This is a genomic window from Phenylobacterium sp., assembly GCF_036963605.1.
GTDB lineage: Bacteria > Pseudomonadota > Alphaproteobacteria > Caulobacterales > Caulobacteraceae > Phenylobacterium.
On sequence record NZ_JBALUY010000034.1, the window covers coordinates 14,638 to 33,346 of the forward strand.

General features: G+C 68.8%; 16 protein-coding genes and 1 tRNA gene. 6 read left to right on the forward strand and 11 right to left on the reverse strand.

From position 1 onward, the window contains the following. Nucleotides 1–72: 72 nt before the first annotated feature. Complete coding sequence (locus V7702_RS08330; RefSeq protein ID WP_335649652.1) at nucleotides 73–1,899, reverse strand: ATP-binding protein; 1,827 nt, start codon at nucleotides 1,897–1,899, stop codon at nucleotides 73–75. 134 nt (nucleotides 1,900–2,033) lie between these two features. Here V7702_RS08330 and V7702_RS08335 point away from each other — a divergent pair, with 134 nt between their 5' ends. Continuing rightward, entirely contained in the window at nucleotides 2,034–3,074 is a 1,041-nt protein-coding gene (locus tag V7702_RS08335; protein ID WP_335649653.1) for an amidohydrolase family protein, read from the forward strand. Between the two features lie 42 nt (nucleotides 3,075–3,116). Here the strand turns inward: V7702_RS08335 and V7702_RS08340 are convergent, their stop codons facing one another. Then, entirely contained in the window at nucleotides 3,117–3,740 is a 624-nt protein-coding gene (locus V7702_RS08340; RefSeq protein ID WP_335649654.1) for an FMN-dependent NADH-azoreductase, read from the reverse strand. A 107-nt stretch (nucleotides 3,741–3,847) separates the two neighbouring features. Here V7702_RS08340 and V7702_RS08345 point away from each other — a divergent pair, with 107 nt between their 5' ends. Then, nucleotides 3,848–4,777, forward strand: coding sequence for a LysR family transcriptional regulator (locus V7702_RS08345; RefSeq protein WP_335649655.1), 930 nt, complete (start codon nucleotides 3,848–3,850; stop codon nucleotides 4,775–4,777). Between the two features lie 13 nt (nucleotides 4,778–4,790). Here V7702_RS08345 and V7702_RS08350 read toward each other — a convergent pair whose 3' ends face one another. The 5 genes from V7702_RS08350 to V7702_RS08370 form a co-directional block, all read right to left on the reverse strand. Continuing rightward, nucleotides 4,791–5,324, reverse strand: coding sequence for an SRPBCC family protein (locus V7702_RS08350; RefSeq protein ID WP_335649656.1), 534 nt, complete (start codon nucleotides 5,322–5,324; stop codon nucleotides 4,791–4,793). Next, nucleotides 5,321–5,686, reverse strand: coding sequence for an ArsR/SmtB family transcription factor (locus V7702_RS08355; RefSeq protein WP_335649657.1), 366 nt, complete (start codon nucleotides 5,684–5,686; stop codon nucleotides 5,321–5,323). The genes V7702_RS08350 and V7702_RS08355 overlap by 4 nt, the downstream gene beginning before the upstream one ends. An 83-nt stretch (nucleotides 5,687–5,769) precedes the next feature. Next, nucleotides 5,770–7,587 (reverse strand): flavin-containing monooxygenase, encoded by a 1,818-nt coding sequence (locus tag V7702_RS08360; RefSeq protein ID WP_335649658.1) that lies wholly within the window; start codon nucleotides 7,585–7,587, stop codon nucleotides 5,770–5,772. Nucleotides 7,588–7,710: 123 nt separating this feature from the next. After that, a complete protein-coding gene (locus V7702_RS08365; RefSeq protein WP_335649659.1) occupies nucleotides 7,711–8,184 on the reverse strand; it encodes a hypothetical protein in 474 nt (157 codons plus the stop codon). 78 nt (nucleotides 8,185–8,262) lie between these two features. Continuing rightward, nucleotides 8,263–10,230, reverse strand: coding sequence for a TonB-dependent receptor plug domain-containing protein (locus tag V7702_RS08370; RefSeq protein ID WP_335649660.1), 1,968 nt, complete (start codon nucleotides 10,228–10,230; stop codon nucleotides 8,263–8,265). 121 nt (nucleotides 10,231–10,351) lie between these two features. Between V7702_RS08370 and V7702_RS08375 the strand changes: the two genes are divergently transcribed. Then, nucleotides 10,352–10,795 carry a MerR family transcriptional regulator gene (locus V7702_RS08375; RefSeq protein WP_335649661.1) on the forward strand — a complete coding sequence of 148 codons (444 nt, stop codon included), beginning with the start codon at nucleotides 10,352–10,354 and terminating at the stop codon, nucleotides 10,793–10,795. Nucleotides 10,796–10,825: 30 nt separating this feature from the next. Here V7702_RS08375 and V7702_RS08380 read toward each other — a convergent pair whose 3' ends face one another. Both V7702_RS08380 and V7702_RS08385 read right to left on the reverse strand, forming a co-directional pair. Continuing rightward, the gene (locus V7702_RS08380; RefSeq protein WP_335649662.1) at nucleotides 10,826–11,305 is read right to left on the reverse strand and encodes a hypothetical protein; all 480 of its coding nucleotides are present in this window, start codon (nucleotides 11,303–11,305) and stop codon (nucleotides 10,826–10,828) included. Between the two features lie 212 nt (nucleotides 11,306–11,517). Next, nucleotides 11,518–11,594, reverse strand: a tRNA-Met gene (locus V7702_RS08385). A gap of 105 nt (nucleotides 11,595–11,699) precedes the next feature. Here V7702_RS08385 and V7702_RS08390 point away from each other — a divergent pair. The 3 genes from V7702_RS08390 to V7702_RS08400 are packed head-to-tail and all read left to right on the forward strand — an operon-like array spanning nucleotide 11,700 to nucleotide 15,723. Continuing rightward, nucleotides 11,700–12,728 (forward strand): glycosyltransferase, encoded by a 1,029-nt coding sequence (locus tag V7702_RS08390; protein ID WP_335649663.1) that lies wholly within the window; start codon nucleotides 11,700–11,702, stop codon nucleotides 12,726–12,728. Further along, on the forward strand, nucleotides 12,728–14,428 hold the full coding sequence (gene asnB, locus V7702_RS08395; RefSeq protein WP_335649664.1) for an asparagine synthase (glutamine-hydrolyzing): 1,701 nt from the start codon (nucleotides 12,728–12,730) through the stop codon (nucleotides 14,426–14,428). The genes V7702_RS08390 and asnB overlap by 1 nt, the downstream gene beginning before the upstream one ends. A gap of 41 nt (nucleotides 14,429–14,469) precedes the next feature. Continuing rightward, nucleotides 14,470–15,723 (forward strand): PQQ-dependent sugar dehydrogenase, encoded by a 1,254-nt coding sequence (locus V7702_RS08400; protein WP_335649665.1) that lies wholly within the window; start codon nucleotides 14,470–14,472, stop codon nucleotides 15,721–15,723. A gap of 111 nt (nucleotides 15,724–15,834) precedes the next feature. Here the strand turns inward: V7702_RS08400 and V7702_RS08405 are convergent, their stop codons facing one another. Together V7702_RS08405 and V7702_RS08410 are read right to left on the reverse strand one after the other, a co-directional pair. Continuing rightward, nucleotides 15,835–16,956: an NAD(P)/FAD-dependent oxidoreductase gene (locus V7702_RS08405; RefSeq protein ID WP_335649666.1), complete on the reverse strand. Its 1,122-nt coding sequence runs from the start codon at nucleotides 16,954–16,956 to the stop codon at nucleotides 15,835–15,837. A gap of 51 nt (nucleotides 16,957–17,007) precedes the next feature. After that, a partial coding sequence (locus V7702_RS08410; RefSeq protein WP_335649667.1) for a DUF6537 domain-containing protein occupies nucleotides 17,008–18,709 on the reverse strand: 1,702 nt, incomplete at its 5' end.

Here is an 18,709-nt window from a genome sequence, read left to right on the forward strand (position 1 = left end):
CAGAAGCGCGCGAGACCAGAGAAGAGTTCAATGAAAGATGGGCTGCAGATTCGCGGCCCCCCGAGGGGCGTGTCAGGCCCTGCGCGAAACACCGGCTGAACGGGCTGCAGCACTGGTTTTCGCCACGTCCAGAGCCTGTTCGATCTGTCGCATCAACGGCCCAAGCTGGACCGGCTTTGCGGCGACGCCATCCATGCCGATCCCCAGATAGCGCTGGGTCTCATGGGTCATGACACTGGCCGTAAGCGCCAGAATGGGCGTGCGCGCACGGCCCGCCTCCAGCTCGGCTGCGCGAATGACCTGGGTCGCGTCCATCCCGTCCATGCCCGGCATGTGGATATCCATCAGGATCAGATCCCAATCGCCCTCCCCCCAGGCCAGGACCGCCTCATGGCCATCCTCCGCCTGGCCGCAGTGCAGGCCCTGGCTTTCAAGCAGGGTCTTCAGAACCATGCGGTTGGCGCCGTTGTCGTCGACGATCAGGATTCGGCGGCCACGAACGCCTTCGCTTGGCGGCGTCGGCGCTGGCGACTTCGCCGCCGCGGACGCCGGCGCGGTCTGGGGCATGGGCAGGGTCAGGGTGAAGGTCGTGCCCAGGCCCGGCTGGCTCGTGAACCCGATCTTGCCGCCCATCAACGCCACCAGGTCGCGGCAGATGGCCAGGCCCAGGCCCGTTCCGCCGCTGCGGCGGGTGTTGGAGGCGTCCGCCTGGACGAACTTATCGAAGATCGTCTCCTGATGATCCAGCGGAATGCCGATCCCGGTGTCGGCGACCTCGCAGGTCAGGTTGGTGGCGTCTCCGCCGATGCGTACCGAGATCGATCCCGTCTCGGTGAACTTCAGCGAATTGGAGATCAGGTTGCTGATCACCTGGCGCAGCCGCACCTCGTCCCCCAGCCGGCGCCCGCGCGCCTCTGGGGCCAGGTCGAGCGAGAAGGCCAGGCCGCGCTCGGCGGCGATCTGCCCATAGAGCGTGCCCAGGGGACCGATAAGACGGTCGATATCGAATTCGGCTGGGGTGATGGTCATCTCGCCGGCTTCAATCCGGGCGATGTCGAGGACGGCGTTGAGGATATCCAGCAGGTTCGAGGCTGAGTCCTGCACCACGCCCAGGCGCTCGCGCTGGACGGTGGGGAGCTCGTCCAGGGCCATGACCTGGACCATGCCCAGCACGCCATTCAAGGGCGTACGGATCTCATGGCTCATGGTGGCGAGAAACTCGCTCTTGGTCCGGTCTGCGGCGCGGGCGGCGACCGCCAGGTCCTGGGCTTCGCGGGTCAGGGCCTGATTGCGGGTCAGCTCATGGCGCAGGGCGACGTTCAGCTCGTCGGTAGCCAGCCGGGCGCGGATTTCGCGCAGCACAGCTCCCCGCATCAGGGTCGACATGCCCAGCGCGGCGAAGACGCCGGCCACGCCCACATAGGCGTAATGATTGATCAGGTGGCCCGGCGCCGTCCGCGCCATGAGCACCATCGCAAGAAACGCCACCAGCGTGCTGAGATAGGCCACGCGGCGGGTCGGAGCGGTGATGGCGAAAACCAGCGCCAGCAGCACGAAATAGAAAAGCTTCAGCGCCTCGAAATGCAGGACCAGATAGGCGACCACATTGGCCATGAAGAGGGCGTTCATCAGCAGGGCCGTCGCCTCCAGGCGCAGCAGCCGCTGAGGCTGTTTCAGCCAGCGCCAGGCCAGCAGGCCCATGATCGTGGCGACCACCGAGAGCCCGGTCAGGATCACGAGGGCGCGGCCGGACTCGAAGAACGGATGCGATACGCTGACCAGGGCGTAGTAGATCGCCGCGGCCAGAACATAGGTGCGCAGGATCGGCGTCTGGGACTGGGCCAGGACCTCGGGGGAGACTGTGATGTCGGCCGGCTTGCGGGCCGTGGGCGTAAGCAAGAGGGCCTCCGGTCTTGTGAACACCGAACAATGGCACGCCAATGCCTACGAATTGATTTCCTTGGGAAACACGTCCCCTGGGTTGAACATCGCCGCGCTGGAGGGCCGCCGCCGCGCCGCAAGGAGGAAACCGCATGAGCCGCGAGACCATTCTCGAACCTGACCTGCCGATCATCGATCCCCACCATCACCTGTGGGACATGCGCGGCCGGTTCGGCGCCGACGCGCCGCCACCTCGTCACGGCTTCGAGGCCCTGCTCCGTCGTTCGCCCCACTATCTGCTGGACCAGCTGCTGGCCGACCTCGGCGCCGGCCACAATGTGCGGGGCACGGTCTTTGTGGAATGCGGGGCCATGTACCGGGCCGGGGCACCTGCGGCCCTGGCGCCGGTGGGCGAGACAGAGTTCGCCAACGGCGTGGCGGCCATGAGCGCCAGCGGCCTCTATGGCGAGACCCGGGCCTGCGCCGGCATCGTCGGCCATGCCGACCTGACGCTTGGCGACGACGTCGCCCCGGTGCTCGAGGCGCACCTGGCGGCCGGCGGCGGGCGGTTCCGCGGCGTCCGCCAGAGCGCGCGCCACGACCCCGACCCTGCGGTGCTGGGCCCCCTGGGCGGCATGTCGGCCGGACTCTATCGCAGCCCAGCTTTCCGCACTGGGTTCGCTCATCTTGCCGGCCACGGCCTGTCCTTCGACGCCTGGCTGCTGGAGCCGCAGCTCCCGGACCTGATCGATCTGGCGAGCGCCTTCCCCGAGACGACCATCGTCCTCGACCATGTGGGCACGCCGCTGGGGATCGGCGCCTATGCCGGCCAGCGCGAGGCGCGGTTCGGCCTGTGGCGCGACAACATCCAGGCTCTGGCCAAGCGCCCAAACGTGATCTGCAAGATCGGCGGGCTGGCCATGCCGTTCCTGGGCTTCGAGAGCTTCCTGGCCGAGCCGCCGGCGACTTCGGAGATGCTCGCCCAGGAATGGCGGCCCTATGTGGAGACCGCCATCGAGGCCTTCGGCGCAGACCGCTGCATGTTTGAAAGCAACTTCCCGGTGGATGCGGGGACCTGCGACTACGCCACCCTGTGGAACGCCTTCAAGCGGCTGGCCGCCGGCGCCTCGACCGATGAAAAGGCGGCCCTGTTCCATGACACGGCCCGACGGACCTACAGGCTGGAAATCTGAGCGGGGCGACCGGCGCTGAGCTGGCCGCCCCGTTCACCGGCGTCAGGCCGCAACCAGGTCCTTGCCGAGGATCTCGGTCAGCCTGGCCTCGGCGCCTTCGATGGCCGCGGCCCGCGCCTCGGGCCCGAAGCCGATCTTCTCGGCATGGACGAAGGTGACGTCGGTCAGGCCGATGAATCCCAGCAGGTGGCGCAGGTAGGGCTCCTGGAAGTCGGCGATCTGGCCGGGGCCTTCGCTGTAGAGGCCGCCGCGGCTCTCGACGACGATCACCCGCTTGCCCTCCAGCAGGCCCTTGGGACCGGCCTCGGAATAGGTGAAGGTTTCGCCGGCGCGCAGCACATGGTCGAGCCAGGCCCGGAGCGTGGTGGGCAGGCTGAAATTGTACATGGGCGCGCCGATGATGATGGTGTCGGCGGCGCGCAGCTCGGCGATCAGGGTGTCCGACAGGGCCCGGGCGGCGTGCTCGGCCGGGGTCGAAGCCACGCCGCGGACGCCGGCCAGGGTGTCGCGGACGAGGTGCGGCACCGGGTCTTCGCCCAGCTCCCGGCGAACCACGGTGACGCCGGGGTCAGCGGCCTGGACCGTCGCCACGGCGGCGGCGACTAACTGGCGGGAGACCGACTGTTCGCCGGCCGAGGAACTGTTGATTACGAGAAGGTTGGACATGACGCTCTCCTGTCGTCGGGGTGTTCGATGTCCAGGAAGTGGCGTCTCGATATCCGCAACACTAGATAAGCTCAGCGGGAATGACCGTTCCGAAATAGGCAACAAACATGCTCGACCTGGAAGACGTCCGCACCTTTGTTGAAGTGGCCGAATCCGGCGGCCTGACCCAGGCCGCCCGGCGTCTCGACCTGTCCAAATCCATGATCAGCCGGCGCCTCTCGCGGCTGGAGGACGAACTCGGCGCGCAGCTACTCGCCCGCACGACCCGCGGCGTCGCCCTGACCGAGGCCGGCGCCACCTTCCGCCGCCATGCCGAAACCTTGCTGGCCAACGCCGAGGCCGCCCGCGCCGCCGTGGCCCAGGGCGACGAGGTCACCGGCCGCCTGCGCATCGCCGCCCCCTTGAGCTTCGGCGCCACGCATCTCAGCTCTGTCCTGACCGAGCTCGCCCACCGTCATCCGCGGCTGGAGATCCAGGCCTCGTTCAGCGACCGCTTCGTCGACCTGGTGGGGGAGCGCTTCGACGCCGCCATCCGCATCGGACGCTTGGCCGACTCAAGCCTGGTGGCCCGCAAGATCGCGCCGATCGCCGCCGGCGTGGTGGCCAGCCCCGGCTATCTGGCCGCCCACGGCACGCCCCAACGGCCCGAGGACCTGGCCGCCCATGCCGCTGTCGGCCAGCCAGACGAGGTCTGGCGGTTCGGATCAGGCCCCCGCGCCCTGGCGATCCGGCCCAAGGCGCGCTTCCAGGCCGACAGCGGCCAGGCTCTGCTGGCCGCTGTCACCTCTGGGCTCGGGATCGCCATCCTGCCCACCTTCCTCTGCGGTCACGCCATCGCCACCGGCGAGCTGAGCCTTGTTCTCCAGGATCATCCGATCCCGGAGGCGGGACTCTACGTGGTGCGTCCTCCGCCGGCCGATCACGCCTCTCGCAAGGTCCAGGCCCTGACCCAGCTGATGCTGGAGCACTTCGGCGGCGAGCCGTCCTGGGACGCCTGCTATATGGCGCAGAAGGCGGCGGAGGGGCAGACGCCCTAAGGACCGGACGGCCTCAGACCGGCAGGCGGGCGTCGTAGTCCGACCGCAACCGGACCCAGTTGTCCCAATGGGGCTTGGGCGTCTGGCCCGACAGCAGGGCGGCCAGCACATCGATGTGGGCGTGCCAGCCGGCGCTGACGTTGAGAAGGGTGTCGCGATCCGGGACCCGGCGGTGGATGACGGTCAGCAGAACCTCGGCGCCCTGGACGTCCAGGCCGAATTCAACCTCGCTCTGCGCGCCCCAGGTGATCACCAGCCGACGGGGCGGCTCCAGCGCCACCACCCGACTCTCCATCCGGTGCTCGGTCGAGAAGCCTTCTGGCCGCGCGCCGGGCGGATCGGTCAGTTCGTCATTGCGCCAGACCAGTTCGAAGCCTTCACCGGTCTGGGCGGGCATGTCGCCCGACGCCAGCCAGCGCCGGCGGAGTTCGGTCTGGGTCAGATAGTCCCAGACCCGCTCGATCGGTCCGGGCAGCAGGCGCTGAATCTTCAGGGTGGCGGGCTCGATCAGCTCGCCGTAGGCGCCGAGGGTGGCAAGGTCGCTCATGGGTCTTCTCCTGTGGGCTTTGAGACCGGTGGGGCGTCCTCCTGGCGTAGCAGGCCTTCGAGGACGTCGAGACGCTCGGTCCAGAAGCGCTGATAGACGCCGAGCCATTGGTGGGCGCTGGCCAGCGGGCCGGGATCGAGGCGACAGATATGCGTGCGGCCGCGCACCTCGCGGGCGATCAGGCCCGCGCTCTCCAGGGTCTTGATGTGCTTGGAGGCGGCCGCCAGCGAGATGGCGAAGGGTTCGGCGAGTTGGCCGACCGTGCGTTCGCCCTGAGAGAGCTCGCGCAGCATCCGGCGACGTGTGGCGTCGCCCAGGGCGTGAAAGACGGTGTCGAGCTCGGGGGCGGATAATTCAACCATGAGGTTGAATATAAGGGCGTCTATCCTGAACGTCAACCAGTCGGTTGAATATGGCTGGCGGCCTCGTGGCCGCCAGCCTGTCTTCAGCGGAAGGTCAGCCCGTCGAAGGCGCCGGAGCTGCGCCAGCCGTCGATGTACTTGAAGAAGGCGCTGGCCCCCTGGGGGTAGCCGACATTGAGCCGCGCCGCCGGCCCCGGATCCTGGCCCTCATTGTTGTAGTAGCCCGGCGTGCAGTCCGGCGCCCCCAGCATCCGGCCCATGCCGGTGAGCAGCAGTTCAACCCAGGCGGCCTGGGCCTCGGGCGTCGCCTCGACCTCCTTGGCGCCCCGGTCGAGGGCGTGGCGGACAGTCATGGCGATGGTGCGGCCCGATTCCGTCAGATTGTGCGGAATGTTGGAGATCAGGTTGGCGCCCTGGGTCGGCTGGACGAAGAAGGCGTTGGGGAAGTCGCGCACATGAATGCCGTGCAGGCTCTTCATCCCCTCGCCCCAGGCCTCCGACAGCTTCAGCCCGCCGCGGCCCGTTAGGTCGAAACCGGCCCGCTGCTCGAAGGGTGTGCCCACCTCGAAGCCCGAAGCGTAGATGATGCAGTCGACCTCATATTCGACGCCTGCGACCACGAAGCCCTTTTCGGTGATCGCCTCGACACCCTTGCCGTCGGTGTCGACCAGATGGGTCCCGGGCGTATTGAAGGCCTGCAGATAGGCGTCGTGGAAGCAGGGGCGCTTGCAGAGCTGCCGGTACCAGGCCTTGAGCTTCTGAGCGGTCTCGGTGTCGGCGACGATGGAGTCCACCCGGGCGCGGATCTCCTCCATCTTTTCGAAATCGGAGTCCTCGAAGGCCGCCAGCATCTTGAAGGGACTGCGATCCTCCGGTGGAAGCTCATTGATCTTGCTGCGGATGCGACGGGACAGGTCCGTCCAGCCGTCCATCACCAGGTCTTCCTCGGCCAGCCCGCCGCCCTGGTTGGCAGTGAAGTTCTCCAGCCAGCGCTGTTGCCAGCCAGGCTCGGCCACGGTCTTGAACCAGTCGGGATCGATGGGGGCGTTGGCGCGGACATCTACAGAGGACGGCGTGCGCTGGACCACATAGAGCGCCTGGCAGGCGCGGGCCAGGTGCGGCACGGCCTGGACCGAGGTGGCGCCGGTGCCGATGATCGCCACCCGCTTGTCCGCCAGCTTCTCCAGCGGCGCGCCTGAGGGATCGCCGCCGGTATAGTCATAGTCCCAGCGGCTGGTGTGGAAGGCGTGGCCTTTGAAGTCCTCGATGCCGGGAATGCCGGGCAGCTTGGGCACGTGCAGAGGCCCGGTGCCCAGACCGATGAAGCTGGCGGTGAAGGCGTCGCCACGGTTGGTGCGGATCATCCACCGGCTTTGCGCCTCGTCCCAGGAGAGGTCCTCCACCTCGGTGTGGAACAGCGCATTGTCATAGAGGCAGTACTGGCGGCCGATCCGCTGGCACTGCTCAAGGATTTCGGGGGCATGAGCGTATTTCTCGCTCGGCATGTGCCCGGTTTCTTCCAGCAGCGGCATGTAGATCATCGAGGCCGTATCGCACTGGGCGCCGGGATAGCGGTTCCAGTACCAGGTGCCGCCGAAATCGCCGGCCTTGTCGATAATCCGCACATCGCTGATGCCCGCCTCCACCAGCCGCGCCCCGGTCACCAGGCCGGCGAACCCGCCGCCGATGAAGGCGAAGGTGACGTGGTCGGTCTTCGGTTCGCGCTCGAGCCGAGGCGTGTAGGGATCTTCCAGATAGTCGGAAAATCGGCCGGTCAGCCGGACATACTGGGCGTTGCCGTCGGCCCGCAGCCGCTTGTCCCGCTCGGCCACATACTTGGCGAGTAGGGCGTCCTTGTCGATCACCCGTCCGGCCGCACCGGCCTGCGTTTCGGAACCCATCTGCGCCACCTTCAAATCACTCAAAAAACATCGTCTGATCGACGTCCGGCCGAGGTGGACAGCCGCCTCGGCCGTCTCTCAAGGCTTCGAATGTAGAGTACGCAGCCGGTCTTCGCCAAGAGCTCAGGGCTTGCGCGGCGCCGCGGCGCGGGGATCGGTGGCGCAGCTCACCTCGCCGTCGCGGATCGTGACGATGGCCGGCTTGCCGACCCCGGGGCGGAAGGTCGTCACCTGGTCGTCCACCGTCACCCGCACGAAGTCAGGGCCGGTGAAATGGCAGGCGTGATAGATGCCGCCGCCCGGCAGGGCCGTCTTATAGACCTGCACGCAATTGACGTGACCGAACCAGCGGCCGAGCGTCGCCCCGCCATAGTCGAAGGTCAGCAGTTCGGGGCGGCTCTTGGAGACAGGCAGCGGACCCTCCCACACCGGGCATTCCGGCCCACGCGGGGTCCAGTCGGCGGCCGAGGCCATGCGCTGCTGGCCCAGCATCGCCAGAACCCCGCCGATCAGCACCACGGCGGCGACACCGACCACCGCCAGCTGGAGGAGGCCCCGCCCCTTCTTCACCGGGGCGTCATACACGTTCCGCGCCATAGCAGGCCTCCAACTGAGTCAGTCCCCAATGACCCTTGGCGCGAGCGATTTGCAAGAGCGCCCTCAGCCAGAGCGCCCTTAGAACGTGATGCGAAGACCGCCATTGGCGACGAAGCCCTCGGACGGCCCCCAGGCGTCGGTCGTCCATTGGCCATCCGGCCTGCGCTGCGGCAGGACGACGGGGTCGTACTTGGTCTGCCGAACATTGAGCAGATTTTCGAGGTTTAGGAACAGGCGGACATCGCCCAGCACGATCTCGCCCAGCAGGCCGACCTCAAGATAAGGACGGCTCGTCGTCCGGAACGGATTGTCCTCCAGATCCTGCCTGCCGGTGTAGTAGGCCTCGAACCCCACGCGCCCCTTGTCGTGGGCTTCCCACATGGCGACGACGCCGGCCGTGTGCTTCGGTGTCAGGGGTACGACGCGGCGGCCGGGTCCTGTGGGGTCGGGCTCGTCGGAGTCCACATAGACATAGCTTCCGGTGACCGTGATCTCCCGCCAGCGATAGCGCAGCAGGACCTCGGCGCCCTGGGTGCGGACCTCCCCCGGCGCATTGACCAGCCTCACGCCCGCGCTTGGCGTAGCAGGATCGACCGCCTCCAGCCGCACGGCGTCGCCGATCGTTGAGGCGAACAGGGTCAGGTTGGCCTCGATGGGACCGGTGGCGTAGCCGCCCTCCAGGGAGGCTGTGTCGGCGGTCTCGGCCTCCAGCCCGGCCAACGGACGAAGCCTCGACAAGCCGGCGGCTTCGATCTCCTCGACGAAGGGCGTCGGCGCGTAGAAACCCCGGCCAACAGACGCCCTGACCGTCCAAGGTCCGGGCCGGTAGAGCACCGAGACCCGCGGGCTGAAATGCGTGCCGTATTCGCTGTGGGCGTCCAGGCGGGCGCTGCCGGCCAGGGCCAGGTCGAGGTTCACATCGTGTTCGACCTGGGCGAAGACCGCGGGCGTCTCGAAGGCGTAGTCGAAGGTTGGGAAGGCCTCATTGCGATAATCGTCCCGCTGGAACGCGACCCCGGCCAGCCACGAGGTCCCCTCCGAACGGCCGGCGAGCGAGGCTTCGGCGAACAGGGTCCGATGGCGGTCGTCCTCCTGGACGTCGCCATAGAGGTGCTCATGCTTCTGGGTGACGCCCGAGGCGCGCAGATGCAGTACGCCCAGGTCCACAGGCGTTTCGGAGACGAAGCCCGCGTCGAGGCGGCGGCTGTCCTGGGCTTGCGGGAACGGCCGCCCGTCGGGGGCCACACGCCCCGCCACAGTTCCCCCGACCCGCTCCTCGCCCATAGCGCCGAGGGTGAAATAGGCGCGGCCGCCCGCTTCGCCGTCCCAGAACAGCCGGGGCCGCACGGTCCAGCGGTCATAGGCGGGCGTGTCGATCCAGCCATCGGAATCCAGGTCGTGCGACGACTGGCGGTGCAGGCCACCGATGGCCGAATAGCTCCAGGCGCCCGAGCCCGCCGCCTCGGCATAGGCCGTGGCGTCCTGGCCGTCCCGGCTGGTGGCGTTGAGCAGCAGCTCAGCCCGCGGCGCGCCGCCGGGGCGGCGGGAGACGAGATTGATGACGCCGCCGAGCGCCGAGGGTCCATAGAGCGCCGAGGCCGCGCCCTTGATCACCTCCACTTGGCCCAGGTCGGCGGGCGGGATCTGCAGCAGGCCCAGGGCCTGGCCGCCATAGAGCGGCAGTCCGTCGGCCAGGAGCTGCGTGTAGCGGCCCCGCATGCCCTGCATCCGGATGCTGGCCGCGCCGAGCGACGGCGAGGTGACCTGCACCCGCACGCCGCCGGTCTCGGCGACGATCATCGAGATGTTGCCGGGGGTCATCAGGATCTTCTCCTCGATCTCCTCCCGGTTGATCACCTCGACGCGGATCGGCTCGTCCTGCACCAGGCGGCCCGAGCGGGTGGCCTGCACCACCAGTTCCTGGATTTCCTCGCCCGCCTCTTCCCCAGCCTCTTGCGCGCCGGCGCTCGAACTCCAGGCCGCGCAGGCCAGGGCGATCACGAAGAAGGACGGGGACGAACGCAGGCAGAAGGGCCGGTATGACAAGGAGGGCTCGATTCAGTGGGCAGGAGATGCGGGGCGCGACTCGATATGCGCGGCAGCCTGCATGCTCTAGTCGCTAGAGGATCAAGCCCTTATGCTGGCCGCACAAGACGGGGGAGACGCCATGCCGTCGCTGTCCATCGGCAAGCTGGCCAAGGCCAGCGAGGTCAAGGTTCCGACCATCCGATTCTACGAGCAGATCGGCCTCTTACCCCCGCCCGAGCGGGCGGCCAATGACCGCCGCCTGTTTGGCCCGGACGCCGTGCGCCGGCTGGCCTTCATCAAGCATGCGCGCCAGCTGGGATTTCCCATCGAGGCGATCCGCACCCTGCTGGACCTGGCCGATGATCCTGAGCGCGACTGCGCCGACGCCAACGCCCTGGCGCGCGAGCAGATCATCGCCGTCGATCGCAAGATCGCCCAGCTGGAGGCGCTGCGGTCCGAACTGAAGCGGATGGCCGCGGCCACCTGCCAGGGCGCGGCCAGCGATTGCCGCGTCATCGAGGCGCTCTCCGACCACAGCCTCTGCGAAGCCGACCACCCCGAGCCGGTGCGGGCGAGTATCTGAGGGGTTTGCGAAAGGCGCCCAGGCCGCGGTCTAGTTCCGTACCAGGCGGGGCAAGAAGATCTCGCGGATGGTCTGAAGCCGGCTCGACAGCATGCGAGCATGCACTTCAGTCGGCGCCACCGGGATTGGAAATTCCTCTGAAAGATCGCCCCCCGCAAGCACCGCGTCAGCCCAAGCCTGGGCGATACGGCAGTAGGTCTCAAGCGCGGCGGCTGGGGTCTCGCTGCCCTCCACCTCAAAATAGATGGAGGGAAGGTCTCCCACGACGACCCAGATTTCCCGATCGCCATTCCCTTCGCCTGAAACGACACCGTGCTCAAAGCGGACCAGGTAGAGGCCGATGACGCCGCCGATGCCGAAGGCCAGAAGGAGATCGTCGATCGGCGGCGCCCACGCATGCGATTGCACAAAGACCCTGGCGTCCTGCGCCAAAGCGGCCAATCGCACGGTCTCTTCTTCGACATCGTCGTCCGGCTTGGCGACGAGCTGGAAGGTCGAGGTGGCGAGCATGATGATTATATTTCAAGCAACTGAGTGTTATTCAAAGCGAGAGATGAACGCCCGACGCTTGGGCCCGAGCTGATTTGGACGTCTGCGCCGGAGTGGATTGAGATGCGCCTCACACGGAAGAGCGACCCTAGCTGGTGAATGCTACTCGACCCTTGCTCTGGCGAGCCTCACCGGGGAGCCGTCCAAGTCACCAGCCTCATGTATGAGTCTAGTGGTAGCTGGGGGCGGGCTCGAACCGCCGACCTGTGGGTTATGAATCCACCGCTCTAACCAGCTGAGCTACCCAGCCACGGGTTCGCGCCGCTGACGCGCGAGGCGCGGGTTATAGGGATTTCGGATCGGCGCATCAAGCGGCTTGGGCGCAGGCCAAAGCCCGGCTAGGTTCGCGCCCGCCATGAGCGTGCTTCATCTTCTGGGAACGGCCGGCGAAGGCGGGGCGGAGACCTATTTCGTCGACCTCGTCCGCGCCCTTGCAAGCGACGGCCTGGCCCAGGCTGCGGCCCTGCGCCCCCACGTCCAGCGCCAGGCGGTTCTGGCCCAGACAGGCGTCGAAGTGGAGACCTTCGGCTTCGGCGGGCCGCTGGACCTGGTGACCCGGCGCAAGGTGACGGGGTTCGCCGTGCGCCAGGACGTCACCGTGGCGCTGGCCTGGATGAACCGCGCCGCCCGCCATACGCCCAAGGGTCCGTGGGCGCGGATTGGCCGGCTGGGGGGCTATTACAAGCTCAAATACTATGCCGGCTTCGACTTCCTGGTGGCCAATACCGAGGACATCGCCGACTGGGTGGTGGACCAGGGCTGGCCGGCGGGCAAGGTGGCCTGCATCCCCAACTTCGCCGAGGCGCCGGACGAGGCTGCGCCGGCCGAGCGGGCGACGCTCTCCACCCCGGCCGACGCCCCCCTGCTGCTGGCCATGGGCCGGCTGCACGAGGCCAAGGCCCATGACGTCACGCTGAACGCCCTGACCCACCTGCCGCACGCCTTTCTGTGGATCGCCGGCACGGGGCCGGAGGAGGCGCGGCTGAAGGCCCTGGCCGTGGCCCTGGGCGTCGCCGACCGGGTTCGGTTCCTGGGCTGGCGCAATGATCCCTCGGCGCTCTATCGGGCGGCCGATGTCTGCGTCTTTCCCTCCCGCTACGAGCCCCTGGGCAATGTGGTGATCCAGGCCTGGGCCCACGGCCTGCCCGTGGCCGCCGCCGCCAGCCAGGGGCCGGGCGCCCTGATTCGCGACGGGGAGGACGGCCTACTGGTTCCGATCAACGAGGCTGAGGGCCTGGCCAACGCCGTCGGCCGGCTGCTGGACGATCCCATGCTGCGCATTCGCCTGGCCCAGAACGGCCTGGAGCGGGTGGAGGCGGAGTTTTCGCAGGCCGCGGTCGTGGCCCAGTGGCGCGACCTCTTCGCCCGCTTCGGCGCCGACTGATGTGCGGCATCGCCGGCATCCTGGACGGTGAGGCCTCGGCCCGCCCGCTGATCGCGGCCATGACCCACCGCGGCCCCGACGGCGTCCGGGTGGAGGAGGCGCCCGGCCGCTCGCTGGCCCACGCCCGGCTGTCGATCATTGACCTGGAGGGCGGCTGGCAGCCGCTGCATGCGGCCGGCGGGACGGTCATCGGCAATGGCGAGATCTACAACTATCTGGAGCTGGCGCAGGACTTCGGCCTGACGGACGCGCTCTCCACCGGCTCGGACTTCGAACCCCTGCTGCACCTCTATGCCCAGGAGGGACCCGCGGCCTTCCACCGGCTGCGGGGCATGTACGCCTTCTGCCTGGCGGGCGCTGACGGCCGCACCTGGCTGGTGCGCGACCCGTTCGGCATCAAGCCGCTCTATGTGATGGAGCTGGAGACGGGCCTGGCCTTCGCCTCGGAGGTCGGCGCCTTCCTGGCCGCGGGCCTGGCGCCCCGGGCCATGCGCGCGGACGCGGCCCGCGAACTGCTGGCCTTCAACTACACCTTGGGGGAAGAGACCATCTTCCCTGGCGTCCGTCGCCTGGCGCCCGGCGCGATCGTCGAAGTGGTGGAGGGCCGGCTGGTCCCCCACGAAGTCCGCCCCGCCCTGCCCCTGGCCCGCACACGGCCGTTCGCCAGCGACGAGGCGGCCCTGGTCGCCCGGCTCGACGCCGTGCTGGAGGACAGCGTTCGGATGCACCAGCGCGCCGACGTGCCCTATGGCCTCTTCCTGTCCGGCGGCATCGACTCCGCCGCCATCGCCACCCTGATGGCGCGGCTGAACAGCCGGCCGGTCACCGCCTTCACCTGCGGCTTCGATGCCCCCGGCGCCCGGGACGAGCGGGCCCAGGCCGAGCGGGTGGCCCGGGCCCTGAACCTCGACTGGCGGGAGACGACCTTCGGCGAGGACGACTTCTGGTCGCTGCTGCCCCAGGTGGCCGCCGCCCTGGACGACCCCACGGCCGACTACGCCACCCTGCCGACCTTCAAGCTGGCGCAGGCGGCGCAGGGAACTCTGACCGTCGTGCTGACCGGCGAGGGGGGTGATGAGCTGTTCGGCGGCTATGGCCGCTATCGCCGCGCCCTGCGCCCGGCCTGGCTGGGGGGCCGGCCGGCCGAGCCCCGCGACGCCGATCCCGCCGCGCTGGCCCGCTGGCGCGCCCAGGCCAAGGCGCCCGAGGGGCTCACCCGGCTGCAACAGGCTCAGTACGCCGACATCGCCACCTGGCTGCCCAACGACCTGCTGACCAAGCTCGACCGCTGCCTGATGGCCCACGGCCTGGAGGGGCGCACGCCGTTCCTCGACGTCGCCGTGGCTGACTTCGCCTTTGGGCTGCCCGACCGCTTCAAGGTGCGCGGCCGCTATGGCAAGTGGCTGGTGCGCAAGTGGCTGGAGGGGGTTTGCCCGGCGGCTGCGCCCTGGGCGCGCAAGCAGGGCTTCACCGTACCCGTCGCCGCCTGGATCGCCCCACGGGCCGAGGCGATCGCCAAGCGGATCGGCGACGTCGCCGCCGTCCGCGCCGTCATGGGCGCCGATGAGGCCAAGGCGGTTTTCCAGGGCGAAGATGGTGCTCGCCGCTGGCCCCTGCTCTTCCTCGCGGTCTGGTCGCGCATACATATCGACGGCGCCACGCCGCAGGCCGCCCTGGAGAGCGTGGCCGGAACGAACTGAGCGCTTCAGACGCTCAAGGCGCGACCAGAGGGAGACCGTCCATGAAAAACCTGCTTCTCACCACGGCCTTGGCCGCCGTCCTGGCCGCCTGTGGCGGCGGCGACAGCGCAGCCCAGTCGCCGGCCGCAGCGCAGGCTGAAGGCGGCCAACCCTGGGAAACCCGGCCGGCCAATGCGCCGTCCCAGACCCCGGCCTTCCCGGGCCAGACCCGCGCGCCGGAAGTCTCCGCCGACGTGGCCTTCGAGGTCGAGACCGTCGCCGAGGGGCTGAACAAGCCGTGGGCCATCGCCTTCCTGCCGGACGGCCGCATGCTGGTGACCGAAAAGCCCGGCCGCCTGCGGATCGTGACGGCGCAGGGCGAGCTTTCCGAGCCCGTGACCGGCCTGCCCGAAGTGGACGCCCGCGACCAGGGCGGCCTGCTGGACGTGGCCCTGGACCCGGAGTTCGCCCAGAACGACCTGATCTATTGGAGCTATGCCGAGCCCCGCGGCAACGGCACCAACGCCACCGCCGTGGCCCGGGGCAAGCTCGTGGAGGACGGCGGCGCGGCGCGCGTCGAGAACGTCCAGGTCATCTTCCAGCAGCAGCCGGCCATGGAGTCCACCAAGCACTATGGCAACCGCCTGGTCTTCGACCGGGACGGCCATCTGCTGATCAGCCTCGGGGAACGCTCGATCCTGGCCGGCCGCGTCCAGGCCCAGGACATGAACTCCGCCCTGGGCAAGGTCGTCCGCATCAACCGCGACGGCTCCATCCCGCAGGACAATCCCTTCGTCGGCCAGGACGGCGTGCGGCCGGAAATCTTCGCCGCCGGCGTGCGCAATGTGCAGGCTGCGGCCCTGCATCCCGAGACCGGCAAGCTCTGGGAAATCGAGCACGGCGCCCGCGGCGGCGATGAGCTGAACATCATCGAGGCCGGCAAGAACTATGGCTGGCCAACCATCGCCTATGGCCTGGAATATTCCGGCCAACCGATCGGCGAAGGCCTGACCGCCAAGGAAGGCCTGGAGCAGCCGGCCTACTACTGGGACCCGGTGATCGGCCCGTCCGGCATGATCTTCTATGACGGCGACCTGTTCCCCGCCTGGAATGGCAGCCTGTTCGTCGGCGCCCTGCGCGACAAACATCTGGTCCGCCTGACCCTGGACGGCGAGCGCGTCACCGGCGAGGACCGCCTGCTGGTGGATCTGGGCGAGCGGATCCGCGAGGTCGAGGTGGGGCCGGATGGCGCGATCTATGTGGCCACCGACAATGAGCAGGGGAAGATCCTGAAGCTGGTTCCGCGGGCGGACTGAGCCCACCTTACGCCGTCATGCTGGGCCTTGTGCCCAGCATCCCTCGCGCCGCTTGCGCCTGCCCTCGACAGGGATGCTCGCCACAGGGGCGAGCATGACGGAGGGATGGGGTCAGGCCCCAGGCAACCCCAACCTTCCGGCCACCTCTTCCCCAATCGCCAGGGACGAGGTGAGGCCGGGGCTTTCGATGCCGAACAGGGCGACGAGACCCTCCAGGCCGTGGGCCTCCGGACCATCGATGCGGAAGTCCGAGTGGGGCTCGCCCGGTCCATGCAGCTTGGGCCGGATGCCCGCATAGTCGGGGCTCAGCGCCTCGTCCGGCAGGCCCGGCCAGAACTTGCGCACCTTGGCGTAGAAGCCGGCCGCCGCGTCCGGCTCGACGCTGTAATCCAGCTCATCGACGAAGATCAGGTCAGGGCCGAACACCGCCTGGCCGCCCAGGTCGCGGCGGTAGTGGGTGCCCAGCGCGCCGGGGATGGGCGGCGGATAGATCAGCCGCGCAAAGGGCGCCTTGCCCTGCAGGCGGAAGTAGCGGCCCTTGCCATAGTGGCCGGGCGGAATTTCCGCCTTGGGGAAGCCCTCGATTTCGCCGGCCACGGCCTGGGCCGAGAGACCCGGCGCAGTGATCAGCAGGCGGACGGTGAGCGTGGTCGGCTCGGCGCCGCCGGCCCGTACCTTCCAGCCACCGCCGGCGATCGCCTCGGCGCCTTCGAAGGGCGTGGAGACGACCACCGCCCCGCCGGCCGCCTCGATCTCACCCTGCAGGGCCAGCATGTAGCCGTGGCTGTCAAACACCCCGCTCTGGGGGGAGATCAGGGCGGCGTCGCAGGCCAATTCGGGTTCGAGCGCCAGGGCCTGGGCGCGGCTCAGCTGCGCCATGTCCTCGACCCCGTTGGTCCGCGCCTGTTCGAGGATGGGTTCGAGCCGGGCGACCTCTTCGGGACCGTTGGCCACAACCAGCTTGCCGCAACGGTCGAAGGCGACATTGCGCGCCTCCAGGAACGGATAGAGCATGCGGCGTCCCTGCACGCAGAGCCGCGCCTTCAGCGAGCCGGTGGGATAGTAGAGGCCCCCGTGGATGACCTCGGAATTGCGCGAGGAGACCCCCTGGCCGATGGCCGCATCGGCCTCCAGCACCACAGCCGTCATGCCACGCCGGGCGAGCGCATAACCGCAGGCCAGGCCCACGGCGCCGGCCCCGACCACCAGGGCGTCGAAATCGAAATCAGCCATGTCCCCTGGCTACCCCGAGGGGCGGTCCAGGGAAACGACTTTCACCGCCGGTCAGGCTGCGCCCGCCGCGCCCGCCTGATCCCATTGCGCCCACAGGGCCTCGCGCCTCGCCATGGCCGGCCCAACCGAGGCCTGCTTGACGTGGCCAAAACCGCGGATGTCCTGCGGGACCTGGGCGATCTCGACCGCCAAGGGAAGGCGGTCCGGCGTCAGCTCCCGGGCGATGTGCTCGAGATCGGCCTCATAGGTCGCGATCAGGCCGCGCTCCATCTGGCGTTCTTCTGAATAGCCGAACAGGTCCAGCGCCGTGCCCCGCAGTCCCTTCAGCTTGGCCAGCACCGGGAAGCCATAGTCCAGCATCCAGCCGCCGAAGGCGATCTTGCGCGGGTGTCCCTGGTCGTCCTTGGCGCCCAGGATCGGCGGCGCCAGCCATACCTTGGCCTTGCCGCCCTTGAAGGTCTGGCTGCGATAGGCGTCAAAGCGGCCGTCCCCGTAGAGCCGGGCCACCTCGTACTCGTCCTTGTAGGCCATCAGCTTGTAGAGGTTGATCGCTGCGGCCCGTGTCAGGGCCTCGGAGCCCAACGGCGCCTCCAGCCGCTGAATGCTCTCCACGCGATCCTGATAGCGCCGGGCATAGGCGGCGTTCTGGTAGGCGGTGAGTTCGCGGACACGGTGGGCGATCAGCTCCGCCAGCGGCAGGGTTTCGGGCGTGGCTACATCGGCCTCGGCCTTCCCGCGGCTGGCGGGATCATGGGCGGCCCGGCGGCCCAGTTCGAAGGCCTGCAGGTTTTCCTCCGCCGCCACCCCGTTCAGCCGGATGGCGCGATAGAGGGCCCGGCTGGAGATCGGGATCACGCCCTTCTGCCAGGCGAAGCCCAACATGATCATATTGGCGTAGATGGCGTCGCCCAGCTCGGTCTCGGCCATGTGGTGGGCGGGCGTCTCGTCATAGGCCTTGGCGGCCGCAGCGATCCGCCGGGCCATGCCGCCGGAATCAAACCGCACGTCCCGGTCGGTGACGAAGTCGGCGGTGGGCGACAGGTCGGCGTTGCCGAAGGCGACGGTGCGATCCTTGGCGTAGAGGGCCAGCGCATCGGCGCCGGCCGCCACCATCACGTCGCAGGCGATCAGCACATGGGCGCTGGCCGCCGGCGTCCGGCCGCCGACGATGCTGCCTTCATCCTCGCCGATGCGGACATGGCTGAACACCGCCCCGCCCTTCTGGGCCAGGCCCGTCATGTCCACCACCGAAGCGGCCTTGCCGTCCACATGGGCGGCCATGGCCAGGATCGAGGAGGTGGTCGTCACGCCTGTGCCGCCGACACCGGTGAAGACGATGTTGCGAACGCCGGGCGAGGGCTCGAAGGTCGGCAGGGGCGTGGAGTCGGCCGTCAGGGCCGGCAGCCGGGCGGCGTGCGGATTCTCCGCCCCCTCCAGGGTGATGAAGGACGGGCAGAAGCCGTCGAGGCAGGAATAGTCCTGGTTGCAGGTGGACTGGTTGATCTTCCGCTTGCGGCCGAACTCGGTGTTCAGCGGCTCGACCGAGACGCAGTTGGACGCCTTCGAGCAGTCGCCGCAGCCCTCGCAGACCAGGGGATTGATCATCACCTTCTGCTCGGCGGCCACCAGGGTCCCGCGCTTGCGCCGCCGGCGCTTTTCGGTGGCGCAGACCTGATCATAGAGCAGGACGGTGACGCCGGGCGTATCGCGCAGTTGCCGCTGCACGGCCATCAGCTCGGCCCGCGGCCTGACC

Bases quoted from the DNA above. Each gene is read 5' to 3' on its own strand.
- V7702_RS08400 (WP_335649665.1), top strand. From the start codon at position 14,470: ATGAAAAACCTGCTTCTCACCACGGCCTTGGCCGCCGTCCTGGCCGCC.
- V7702_RS08365 (WP_335649659.1), bottom strand. From the start codon at position 8,184: ATGGCGCGGAACGTGTATGACGCCCCGGTGAAGAAGGGGCGGGGCCTC.
- V7702_RS08405 (WP_335649666.1), bottom strand. From the start codon at position 16,956: ATGGCTGATTTCGATTTCGACGCCCTGGTGGTCGGGGCCGGCGCCGTG.
- V7702_RS08380 (WP_335649662.1), bottom strand. From the start codon at position 11,305: ATGCTCGCCACCTCGACCTTCCAGCTCGTCGCCAAGCCGGACGACGAT.
- asnB (WP_335649664.1), top strand. From the start codon at position 12,728: ATGTGCGGCATCGCCGGCATCCTGGACGGTGAGGCCTCGGCCCGCCCG.
- V7702_RS08340 (WP_335649654.1), bottom strand. From the start codon at position 3,740: ATGTCCAACCTTCTCGTAATCAACAGTTCCTCGGCCGGCGAACAGTCG.
- V7702_RS08390 (WP_335649663.1), top strand. From the start codon at position 11,700: ATGAGCGTGCTTCATCTTCTGGGAACGGCCGGCGAAGGCGGGGCGGAG.
- V7702_RS08355 (WP_335649657.1), bottom strand. From the start codon at position 5,686: ATGGTTGAATTATCCGCCCCCGAGCTCGACACCGTCTTTCACGCCCTG.
- V7702_RS08345 (WP_335649655.1), top strand. From the start codon at position 3,848: ATGCTCGACCTGGAAGACGTCCGCACCTTTGTTGAAGTGGCCGAATCC.
- V7702_RS08350 (WP_335649656.1), bottom strand. From the start codon at position 5,324: ATGAGCGACCTTGCCACCCTCGGCGCCTACGGCGAGCTGATCGAGCCC.
- V7702_RS08360 (WP_335649658.1), bottom strand. From the start codon at position 7,587: ATGGGTTCCGAAACGCAGGCCGGTGCGGCCGGACGGGTGATCGACAAG.
- V7702_RS08335 (WP_335649653.1), top strand. From the start codon at position 2,034: ATGAGCCGCGAGACCATTCTCGAACCTGACCTGCCGATCATCGATCCC.
- V7702_RS08375 (WP_335649661.1), top strand. From the start codon at position 10,352: ATGCCGTCGCTGTCCATCGGCAAGCTGGCCAAGGCCAGCGAGGTCAAG.